Source organism: Patulibacter sp. NPDC049589 (genome assembly GCF_040675535.1).
GTDB lineage: Bacteria > Actinomycetota > Thermoleophilia > Solirubrobacterales > Solirubrobacteraceae > Patulibacter.
This window is the reverse complement of the sequence record NZ_JBFAPC010000156.1, coordinates 1-11,200: the sequence shown is the minus strand read 5'-3', so window position 1 is coordinate 11,200 and position 11,200 is coordinate 1. Positions and strand designations below refer to the sequence as shown.

Sequence of the window (11,200 nt, the reverse complement as noted above, 5' to 3'; positions counted from 1 at the left end):
GCGGGCCGCGCTCGTTCGTCGACGGCTCCGGCCACGCCCACCAGGAAGCCTCCCCGGGGGGTAGCAACGCTGTTGCCGGTCGCCTCGCGGGGTGCGCCGGCCCGCGTTCCACCTGCCGCCGCGCTGGGGCCGCCGTCTGGCCCGCTCGAGCGGCCATAACGACGGAACCTAACCTCGACCTCCGGTCGAGGTTCTCCGCGTTATCGCTCGCTCGGACGGCCCTTGCCTCGACAGCCAGGCGTCGGCCCAGTCGAAGCCCTGGCCCGCCCCGACCACCCCGCCCCGACCGTCCTGCCCCGTCGGACGCGCCGACCCGCCCCGCCCGCCCCGCGCCGACCGCGCCGACCGCCCAGCCCCGCCCCGACCGCCCCGCCCCGACCGGGCCGCCCGTCCCCTCAGCGCCCGCGCTGCGGCAGGCGCTTGAGCTGCAGCTCGCCGTCGCGCACGTACTTGCGGACCTGGGATGCCAGGTAGCCGCCGTCGTCGTCCTTGCCGGACGCGTCCTTGTACTGGTCGGTGCGGACGCAGGCGCAGGTGTCGTTCGGGAAGGCCGAGCCGAAGAGGACCGCCGCGACGCCCGCGTCGCGGTAGGCGCGCAGGAGGGGGCGGCCCTTGCGGCCCAGGAGGGCCTGGACCTTGGTGTCCCGGTAGTGGCCGGGGGTGTCGTTCATGACCTTGCGGACGGTGTTGCCCGGGGGGACCTGCCAGAGGATCCCGGAGCGCTTGGTCTGGTCCAGGACACCCTTGACGTACTGGAGGTGGCGGGCCTCGTTGTCCGCGGTCCACCATGCGTCCTTGACGGCCACGCCGTCGACCTGGGTCTGGTACCCGGCGTCGCGGTTGGCGTACTCGAAGGTCATGACGTCGAACGGCCGCCCGAGGCTGCGCCAGAAGCGCACCGTCGACGCCGCCATCGCGGTGACCTCGTCCTTGGTCGGGTCCGATCCGACGATGTCCTTGTTGGTCCCGAAGACGCTCACGGGGTAGGCGAGCAGGACCTTCGGCGCGACGGCGTTGCGGATTCGGGCGACGAGGCGCGCGAACCCCGCCAGCGTGCTCGGTAGCCCCGTGGCGAGGGGGTCGCTGCCGGCGATCGCGGCGGTCGTCGACGCGCTGTGGCCCTGCTGCTGGACGTAGCCCCAGAGGTCGGGCTCGACCTGCAGGACGCTCGGGCCGGGCCCGCCCTGGCCCATCCGGGTGAGCGCGAGCCGCAGGTCCGAGACGACGGCCTTCATGACCGCAGGGCTCGCGAGCCCGGTGAGCACCTTGTCGGGCTCGGACGAGCGGTCGCTGGCGGGCGGCGTTTCCTGCAGCACGTAGTACGAGAGGAACGGCACCGTCCCGGTCGACCCGGAATCCTGGACGTAGGCGGAGGCGTAGGACCCGCCGCCCGTGCGCCACGAGTCCCAGGAGCCGGACGTCCCGGCGCCGCCGGACAGGTAGTGCCAGCGCACGCCGAACGGCGCGCGCTCGGACAGGGTCTTCGCACCGTTCTCCGGATCGATCAGGCCGATCTGCAGCGACGTCGGCCAGCCGGCGGGGTTCGCGAGCGGCTTGGCCGGCCTGGTGGGCTTGGCGGCGCGCGTCGTCGCGACGGGCACGGAGGCGTCCTGCGCGGTCGCGACGCCGGGGGTGCTGCGCACGGCGGCCGTGGTCGTGGTGGGCGCAGGGGAGGATCCGCCGCCGCAGCCGGCGGCGAGGCACATCGTCGCGGCGAGCGCCGCGGCCTGGAGGAAGGGCACGGGGCGCCGACTCACCCCGTGGACCATCGCAGGCGCGGGACCCCGGTCACGCCGCCTCGGTCACGGCAACCAGGAAACGTTCCTGCCGGGTACGTGATCTGGTCCTGGCCGTCGGCCACTCCGGCCCGCCGGCCGCCCGCGGCACGCCGACCAGGAAACGTTCCTGCCGGGTACGTGATCTGGTCCTGGCCGTCGGCCACTCCGGCCCGCCGGCCGCCCACGGCACGCCGACCAGGAAACGTTCCTGCCGGGTACGTGATCTGGTCCTGGCCGTCGGCCACTCCGGCCCGCCGGCCGCCCACCGCACGCCGACCAGGAAACGTTCCTGCCGGGTACGCGATCTGGTCCTGGCCGTCGGCCACTCCGGCCCGCCGGCCGCCCACGGCACGCCGACCAGGAAACGTTCCTCCCACGCGCGCAATCTGCTCCCGGCCGTCGGCCCCTCCGCCCCGCCGGCCGCCCACCGCACGCCCACCAGGAAACGTTCCTGCCAGGTACGCGATCTGGTCCCGACCGCCGGTCACCTCGCCCCGCCGGCCGCCCACCGCACGCCGACCAGGAAACCTTCCTCCCACGCGCGCAATCTGCTCCCGGCCGTCGGCCCCTCCGGCCCGCCGGCCGCCCACCGCACGCCGACCAGGAAACCTTCCTCCCACGCGCGCAATCTGGTCCCGACCACCGACCACCCCGCGCCGCCGACCACCGACCACCCCGCGCCCCCGGCCACCGACCACCCCGCGCCGCCCCCCACCGGCCGGCCCACCCTCGGCCCTGCCGCCAGTCGCGGCCCCGTGGGTCGCGGAGCCCAGGCCCGCCACCCCCGGCACCCCGGTCACGGTGTCTCGGCGCTGCTCGAGTTGACGCCCGGGATCTCGCCCGGCTGCAGGTTGGGCGTCGCGTTGACCGGGCCCGTCGGGGTCCTGCGCGAGGTCGTCGTGCCGTCGGTGCTGTCGTCGATCGGCGCCAGGCCGAGGCCGCGGCGGGTCGTGACGAGGTCGGCGGCCGAGAGGCCCGTGAGGTCCTCCTGGCGCGTCAGCGTCGCGTTCTGCGAGAACAGGCGCGTCAGCAGCACGCGCACCGAGGCGGTCCGGAGGACGCGGGAGTCGCCGTAGAGGTAGACGGGGAGGATCAGCGGGTAGGTCCCGTTGACGATCGTCTGCTGCGACGGGAACTTGCAGTCGGGCTGGTCGGTCGAGGCCTTGCGGCGCGCGTCGATCTCGAGCGGGCGCAGGACGTCGGAGTGCAGCTCGTAGAACGTGTACGGCACGACGCCGAGGCGGCCGCTGGAGAAGACCTGCGTCACGCGGTCGGCGCGGTAGCGCGACGTCTGCAGGTTGACCGCGGCGTTCTGCTTGCGAATGACGTCCAGGCGCGCGCGGCGCTTGGCGGAGCGGACGCGGGCGGCGTTGTCGGCCTCGAGCGCCTTCGGGTCGGAGACGGCCTTCTTGGCCTTCTTGCGCGCGGCGTTCTCGGCGTCGATCTGGCGGACGACCTTGCGGGCGGCGATCGCCTCGGCGCGGCGGATCTCCTCGATGTCCGAGCGGCGGCGCTGGCGCGCGATCGACCGGTTGTAGGCGCGGGTCTCGCGGTCGAGCTGGTCGATGCGGTCCTGGTTGGTGACCCAGTCGCTCAGGTCGTTGTAGCGCGCGTACGTCTTGAGGTCGCCGCGGAAGTCCGTCAGGGCGACGGAGCCGATCGGGCGGCCGAAGGCCTTGATGGCGACGACGCCGGTGGCCGGCGACGCGGCGGGCGGCGCGGCGGCGGCGAAGCCCTGGGTGGCGAAGCCGATCTGGCGCCAGTTCGTGATCGTCGAGCCGCGCGACAGCATCGACCTGACCGCGGCGAGGGTCAGGCAGTCGCCGCCGATGTCGCGGCCGTTCTCGGTCACGAGGACCGCGGTGGCGTACCCGAGGGTGACCTTGCGGGAGACCGCGAGGCCGTTCTGGTCGCACTGCGCGAGCTCGGCGGGCGTGATCTGGCGGTTGGACTGCAGGACGTCGACGCTGCCGGCACAGAGGTCGGCGAAGCCCTGGTCCGTCGGCTGGACGACGACGCCGAAGTCGACGGGGCTCTTCTCCGCCCGCAGGCTGCGCACCGCGGCGGCCGACGCGCTGCCCTGGGCGGGGACCGACAGGGCCACCTCGTCGGAGCTCCGGCGCGGCAGGTTCGCGCGCCGCTGGCGGATCGTCTTGGTCTCCTGCGCCTGCTGCATCTCGCGGGCGCTCGCGGCGACCTGGTCGCCGCGGATCATCTCGGGGTCCGAGTTGACGCCGCAGCCGGCGACGGCCAGGACGGACGCCGCGGCGAGCCCGGCGGCGAGGGTGCTCCGCAGGCGGATCATCGGGTCGACTCCTGGGCGGCGCGGGCGCGGGGCGGGCTGGCGGGGTCCTTGAAGACCCGGCCGAGGGACACGACCTCGAAGTCCTTCAGCCGCAGCTCGCTGAGGGAGTTCGCCGACAGCACGTTGCGATAGTCCGCGTTGCGCTGGGCGTAGAGCGTGGGGGAGTCCGCGCGGTCGACGATGATCGCGCCGTAGGTGTAGAGCGCCTGGAGGACGGCGGTCGCGCCCTTCGAGCGCTTGCGGCGGCCCTCCTGGACGATGTAGCGCTTCGACCGCTGGCGCTTGCCGTCGATCGTCACGATCGCCTTGGAGCGCACGCGCCGGGCGTTCATGCGCCGGAACGCCGAGGCCTTCAGGCGGATGCGGGCGCCCTGCGGCAGCGAGTTGATGCTCGCCAGGCCGTTGGTCGTGCCGGCGGGCAGCACGAAGCGTGACGACGCCGGACCGGGCACCGCCATCGCGAGGGTGTGGGGGATCCGGCCGGCGCGCAGCTCGCGCGGGCGGATCAGGCCGGCCAGCAGCGGCAGGCCGGACCCGCGGACGCTCGGCTTGCGGTCCGGCTCGGTCGTCGCCGGGGTGCCGACGCCCTCGCCGTCCAGCGCCCATTTGCGGACGAACTCGAACGACAGGGTGGAGCCGACGCGGCGCGCACGCCAGAGGTCCCAGACGGTGTCGGTGGACTGGTCGACGAGGACGATCCAGCCGTCGTGGGCGGAGTCGGCGACGAGGTCGTTGCCCAGGCGCAGCGTCTTCGGGGGCGCGTCGCCCTTCAGCCCGCAGGGGTCCTGGCGGCAGACGAGCGTGACGGGCTCGCCGGCGCCGACGGGGTAGACGCCCGGCGCCCACCCGGTCAGGTTGATCGCGAGGTTCTTCGTGGTGTCGCGCTTCTGCAGGCGCGTCTGGTCCGACCGGTGGACGGGCTGCAGGGCGGCCTCGCGGATCATGCGGTCGGAGTAGCGGGAGCGGTCGAGGCTCTGCACCGGGGTGTTCCACGGGCTGGAGGCCGCGAACGGGTTCAGGCCGCCGTAGTCCACGCTGGTGTCGATGGTGGTGGCCGGCGGCACGGTGGCCGTCGCGGACCGGGCGGTCGTGGACGTCGTCGGGGCCTTCGGCTCCGACTCGCCGCCGCAGCCGGCGAGCACGATGGTGGCGCCGGCGACCGCGAGGATCCCGGCGAGGCGGTGGGTGTGGGTCACGGTGCGGGGGCGAGCTGGGCGTCGAGGTCGGACGTGGATCCGCTCGCCTGCCCGCCGGTCGTGGTGGAGCCGGTCGACGAGGTCGAGGTGCCCTGCTGGGCGCGCTGGATCGCGCGGCGGCGGGCCGCCTGCTCGGCCTGCTGCGCGGTCTTGCGCGGGTCGACGCCCGCGACGGACAGCAGGACGTAGCGGCCGGAGGTGTAGACCGGGCGCAGCCCCGTCACGCCGCCGTCGGCGGCCTTCGGGTAGACGGCGTTGATGCTGCCGTCGTTGGCGCGCTTGGCCACGAGGATGTACCGGACCTTGCCCCACGGGTTGCGCAGGACGCGGAGGAACGACTCGTCGCCCTTGTCGACGCGGTCGATGAAGACCTGCGGCCGGCCGGTCAGCAGGATCACGGCGCCGGACGTGGAGTTGTCGGCCAGCACGGCGTTCTTGCGCTCGCCGACGACCGCCTTGACGAACGCCGCCATCCGCTGCTCGGGTTGGATGCCCATCCGGTAGCCGCCGCGGGACGCCTTGCCCTCCTGGTCCTTCTGGGTCAGGAGGCCGCGCAGGAAGCCCTGCTCGAGGTTCTGGTACGGGTACTTGTCCATCGCGACGCCGGCCAGCGGGATCGCGGCGATCAGCGCGACGAGCCCGATGAACTGGCCGAAGCCGCCGAGCGTGCGGCCGATCCAGATCGCCGTCGCGATGCCCAGCAGCATCAGCGGCAGGGCCGAGCGCAGCGTCAGCAACGACAGGTCGTTGTGGATCACCGCGTTGGCGACGATCACGATCAGCCCGCCGAGGATGAGGATCAGCTGGCCGAGCCCGATCCGGTGCGGGTCCTTGTCGCGGCCGAGGAACGCGACGATCGCGAGCAGCGACAGCGGGGCGACGCCGAGGACGAGCGCGCCGCTGTGGCCCAGGAGGGTCAGGAACTCGACGGGCTGGGTGCGGTCGTCGGTGGAGACGCCGCCGAAGGGCTGGGCGTCCAGGACCCAGCCGAACGGGTCCGACGCGATCGCCCAGCACGCGAGGATCCAGATGACGATCGCGGCCGCGATCGGCGCGAGCATCGTGATCAGCAGGCCCTCGCGCTCGTCCTCGTGGGCGTTGCGGGCGCTCAGGATGATCGAGAAGACGACGGCGAGCGAGATCGCCCACCAGATGAAGCCGAACCGCGACATCGCCATGAGGGCGAGGCAGAGCCCGACGCCGGCGACGAAGCGCGGCTGGTCCTCGACGCTCCAGGTGAACGCGAAGTAGACCATCGCCGCGAGCGTCGCGACGTAGATCATGTCCGGCATGCCCGTGGTGGAGTAGAAGAGCCACAGCGGGTTCAGCGCGATCAGCAGCACCATCGCAATGCGCATGCCGAAGCTGATGCCGCAGCGGGCCATCGTGCGGTGCAGCAGGGACAGCGCCAGCGCGGCCCAGAAGCCCGACGCGATCGGCAGCGCGACGAGGCCGGTGGCCAGCGGCTTGATGATCGCGAACGGCAGCAGGCCGACGGTCTGCAGCGGCGGGCCGGTGAAGCCGACCGCGGCGAGCTTCGCCGGGTCGTTGTGCCAGACGTAGAACGCCCGGCTCATGATGTTCATGGCGTCGGCCGGGACGATGTGCTGGCCGACGACGATGCGGTAGCCGATCAGCGAGAAGACGAGCCACGCGATCAGGAAGACCAGCAGGGTCTCGAAGCGCTTGACGCGGACCGGGGCGGCCAGGTCGTCGGGGCGGCGCTTCGCCTTGCCCGGGTCGGCGTCGGGGACCTCGCTCGGCGCGGGGAGCAGCCGGGCGATCGGCCGCGACGGGACCGGGAGCTCGGGCGGTGCGGTCGGGGTGCTCATGCGGCCTGCTTCTCGCCGGCGGTGCCGCTCTGGACGGGCGGGCCGGTCGTGTGGACCGCGTCGAGGCCGTGCTCGGTCTTCTCCCAGTAGAAGGGGTTGACGATCAGCTGCCAGAAGCCCTTCCAGGCGGCGATCGACATGAAGCCCCAGTACAGCGGCGAGAACAGGGCGTGGCGGACCAGGCGGAAGTACCCGCGGTGGATCGTGCCGGCGATGTTCGCGTAGATGAAGACGAAGTTGCCGATCACCAGCTGGGCGATGGCGAAGTAGAAGAGGAACCCGGGGAACATCTGCCGGATCACGTCGAGCTGGGTGAGCGTGAAGACCGTCGTCAGCGCCCAGAAGATCGGGTTGATGAGGAAGGTCAGCGTGCCGCCGACGACGAGCTGGAACGAGAGGAACCCGCGGAAGCCCATCTGCTTGAACAGGCGGACCGGGTTGCGCATGTGCACCAGGTACGTCTGCAGGTAGCCCTTGATCCAGCGCGAGCGCTGACGGATCCAGTTCGGCAGGTCGGAGTTGGCCTCCTCGAACGTCGTCGAGTCGATGACGGCGGTCGACAGGCCGGCCTTGTGCAGCCGGATGCCGAGGTCGGCGTCCTCGGTGACGTTGTAGGGGTCCCAGGCGCCGAGCTTCAGCAGCTCCTCGGTCTTGAAGTGGTTCGAGGTGCCGCCGAGCGGGATCGGCGCGCCCCGCTTGTCCAGGCCCGGGAGCATGAGGTCGAACCACATCGAGTACTCCGTGGTGAACCAGCGCGTCAGCAGGTTCTGCTCGGAGTTGAAGTAGTTGAGCTTCGCCTGGATGCAGGCGACCGTGTCCGGCGACTTGCGGAAGGCGGCGATCGCGCGCTTGAGCTGGTCCCGGTCCGGGCGGTCCTCGGCGTCGTAGATCACCGTGATCTCGCCGGTGGCCTGGAGCAGGCCGAAGTTGCAGGCCTTCGGCTTCGTCTGCGGCAGCGACGGCGGGACGATCACCAGGTGGAAGTGGGGCGGGAGATCCAGCGCGCGGATCGCGTCGATGGTCTCCTCGTCCTCCTCCTCGCAGAGCAGGCGGACGTCGAGCTTGTGCCGCGGGTAGTCCAGCGAGTGGACGCCCTTGACGAGCGCGGGGACGACCGCGGCCTCGCGGAACAGCGGGACGAGGATCGTGTAGACGGGGAGCGTCGCGACGTCGAGCGCGGCGACCTCCTCCTCGGTGACCTCGATGCCGGCGTGCTCGCCGAGGCTGCCGAGGACCAGGCGCAGCTTGTAGAGCGACACCGCCAGGTGGAAGATGCCGAGCGCGCCGACGAGCACCGTCAGCATCAGGATCGGGCTGAAGATCCCGAAGACGAGGAGGGCGATCGCGATCCCGGCGAAGGTGCCGAGCTGGCCCTTCGTGAAGACGACGTCCCCGGAGTCCTGCGGGTTGGTCTCGCGCAGCAGGTGGACCGCGGTGCGGGAGTACGCGTCGTTGTAGATCCGCTGCTGGAGCAGGTCGATCTCGCTCGCGCGGGCGAGCAGCTCGCGGTGCTCGTACGCCGTGTGGGCCTCGAGCCGGGCGATCGAGTCGGCCGTCAGCACGTCCGCGGAGGCCATCCAGAGGACGCCTTCGTGGACGAGCAGCGGGACGATGCGCAGCTCGCGCTGGAGCGGCTCGGGGATCGCGGCCAGGGCCTCGGGCTCGGGCTCGATCGTGCCGAGGTCGACGGCGGGGATGCCGTGCAGCTCCGACAGCGCGGTCAGGAGCTGGGTCTCGTCGATGATCCCCTGGTGCAGGAGGATCTCGCCGAGGCGGCCGCCGACGACCTCCTGGTCGTGCAGCGCGGTGTCGATCTGCGCGGCGGAGACGGCGCCGTGCGTGATCAGCACGTCGCCGAGCAGCGACTGGCGCATCGGGCGGGCGACCGGGACCTGGGCGCCGGGGTCGAAGCGGGCGTCCAGGGCGCTCTCCAGCGCGTCGCCGGGCGCGACCTGCAGCGCGACGGGGTGGCCGAGCAGCGACACGAGCCGCTCCTCGAGGCCCGGGTGCGCCGGGTTGGCGACGGCGACGGTGACGACGCCGTCGTCGAGCCCGATCGGCGCGGCCAGCAGTTCGCGGCACGCGGCCTCGGGCAGCAGCTCGGCGACCAGCGGGCTGACCTGCAGCTCGCGGAGGTCGACGAACGGCAGGCCGTGGTCGCGCGCGGCGCGGTGGGCCCACGCCTCGGCGAGCGACTCGGACGGAGCGTCGCCTGGGGGCATGTGGATGCTGCTCATGCGCTGGGGTTCCCGACCAGGGGCGGCTTGGTGGTGTCGACCTGCTTGGGGGCGTCCGGGCCGCCCGGTCCGCCGAGGAGGGCGGGGCCTCCACCCTCGTCCTCGTCGCGGCGGGCGCGGGCCTCGCGGGCCTTGCGGGACAGCCGCTTGTGCTGCCAGGTCATCCAGAAGTAGCCGACGCCGATGACGAGCGCCGGGACGACCAGGAAGGCGGTGAAGAAGACGGCGAAGACGAGGGAGACGACCAGCGCCGTGAACAGCGCCTTCATGCGGTGGGCTCCGGGTCGGCGAAGGTGACCACGATGCGGCCCTCCACCAGGCGGCAGGACTCGACGGGGCGGCCGAGCTCGGTGCGCAGCATGCTGGCGAGCGGCAGCGGGCGCTCGATCTCGATCTTCACGAGCACGTCGCGGCCCTCGAAGGCCATGACGGTCACGGCGTCGACGCCCTGGAGGGCGAGGATCCGGCTCTCGACGGCGTCGAGGTCCGCGAGGTCGCGGACCGGACCGACCATGACGTCGACGGCGCCGGCGCTCAGCAGCTGGACGTCGGTGAGCGATGCGACGAGGCCCAGGCGCTCCGGCTCGGAGGCCGGAGCGGCGAGCGAGGCCGCGGGGACCGTGGTCGGGCCGCCGTAGGCCGCCCGGGGGTGCGCCGCGACCTGGGCGGCGGCCGCGGCGGCGGCGACGGCCGTGGCCGCGGCGGCGGACGCCTCGGCGACGGCCTGCTGCTCGGGCGTCGGCCGGGCCGCGACCTCGGCGCCGTGCGGCGGCTCGGCCTGCGCGGGATCGGCGTCGACCGGGTCGGCGGGCACGACGCCCGCGAGCGGATCGACGCCGCCGGCCGGCGGCACCTGCGGCGCGGCGGCGGGCTCGGCCGGGATGTGCGGGGCCGGGGTGTAGGCGTCGAGGTCCTGGATCACCGCGTGGTCCGAGCGGCGGGGCGGCAACGCGGACGGGTTGTCGCTGGGCAGCGGGACGGTGCCCGAGGAGAGGGACACGCCGGTGCCGTAGCCGGCGTCCGGCGCCGTCGCGGCGGCCCCGGAGCCGATGCCCGCGCGGGCGACCTCGAGGGCCAGGTCGTGCAGGGCGCTCTGGGTGGTCGCGAGCTCGGCCGTCAGGCGCTCGACGACCGTCAGGAGACGGTCGACGGTGGACTCCTGGGTGCTGGCCAGGCCCATGACGCGGTCGACGTTCGGGGAGGTTCGGCGCACCCCGGATTGGGGGCTGCCGACGTCGTAGCGCTCGTAGGTCATGGATCCCTGAGGGTTCATCGTTCGGTGTCGGTCCCACGGTCGTACCCGTGCGACCGGAACAGTGGTCGAGCGAGGTATCGAACGCCTATCGAAGCCAACTCAGAAGTGTGACGGATCGGTCTGAGGTGTCCACCGCAATATGCAGGCGCCCACACGGGGGATCCGGGGCGACGGCGCGGTGTCGATCGACGTTGGATGGTGGCACGGAGTCGTCCGTCCGTCGATCGCCGTCCACCGAATTCACCCGGGTGATCGACGGATGGTGCATGCCCGAGCGGGAATCGGACACGCGCGCGGGGGGCGCGGAACGGAGCGCCGGGGCGCGTGGGCCGGGGTTTGGCGGGGCCGCCGGGCGCCGAACCGCCGTGACGGAGCGGCGATGAACCCACGGCTTTTTGGCGAACAGCGATCACCTGGGCCGATCGGTCATCCGTCCAGTTGAGGGTTGGGGGAGGCTGGGCTTGGGCCGCGGCGCACTCCGGGAAGGGGGTCGGTGCCCCGGGCGCCGGGCGGGACGGCCGGGTTCGCGGGCCGGGGGTGCGGGGCGGCGCGGCGCCGCCGTCGCTACCGTCCGCCGGGTGATGAGCCCGCTCACCG

The 11,200-nt window shown here is 73.0% G+C and carries 7 protein-coding genes; all 7 read right to left on the bottom strand.

Annotation, left to right across the window (positions count from 1 at the left end; translation table 11 throughout):
- Positions 1–395 precede the first annotated feature (395 nt).
- Positions 396–1,757, bottom strand: coding sequence for a hypothetical protein (locus AB0L40_RS22225; RefSeq protein ID WP_364359829.1), 1,362 nt, complete (start codon positions 1,755–1,757; stop codon positions 396–398).
- An 817-nt stretch (positions 1,758–2,574) separates the two neighbouring features.
- The gene (locus AB0L40_RS22220) at positions 2,575–4,083 is read right to left on the bottom strand and encodes a substrate-binding domain-containing protein (RefSeq protein WP_364359826.1); all 1,509 of its coding nucleotides are present in this window, start codon (positions 4,081–4,083) and stop codon (positions 2,575–2,577) included.
- A complete protein-coding gene (locus tag AB0L40_RS22215; RefSeq protein ID WP_364359823.1) occupies positions 4,080–5,279 on the bottom strand; it encodes a hypothetical protein in 1,200 nt (399 codons plus the stop codon). Before AB0L40_RS22215 ends, AB0L40_RS22220 begins: the two co-directional genes overlap by 4 nt.
- Positions 5,276–7,111 (bottom strand): hypothetical protein, encoded by a 1,836-nt coding sequence (locus AB0L40_RS22210; RefSeq protein WP_364359820.1) that lies wholly within the window; start codon positions 7,109–7,111, stop codon positions 5,276–5,278. The genes AB0L40_RS22215 and AB0L40_RS22210 overlap by 4 nt, the downstream gene beginning before the upstream one ends.
- Entirely contained in the window at positions 7,108–9,348 is a 2,241-nt protein-coding gene (locus tag AB0L40_RS22205; protein WP_364359817.1) for a glycosyltransferase family 2 protein, read from the bottom strand. Before AB0L40_RS22205 ends, AB0L40_RS22210 begins: the two co-directional genes overlap by 4 nt.
- Positions 9,345–9,617: a hypothetical protein gene (locus AB0L40_RS22200; protein WP_364359815.1), complete on the bottom strand. Its 273-nt coding sequence runs from the start codon at positions 9,615–9,617 to the stop codon at positions 9,345–9,347. The genes AB0L40_RS22205 and AB0L40_RS22200 overlap by 4 nt, the downstream gene beginning before the upstream one ends.
- Complete coding sequence (locus tag AB0L40_RS22195; protein WP_364359812.1) at positions 9,614–10,603, bottom strand: hypothetical protein; 990 nt, start codon at positions 10,601–10,603, stop codon at positions 9,614–9,616. The genes AB0L40_RS22200 and AB0L40_RS22195 overlap by 4 nt, the downstream gene beginning before the upstream one ends.
- Between the last annotated feature and the right edge of the window lie 597 nt (positions 10,604–11,200).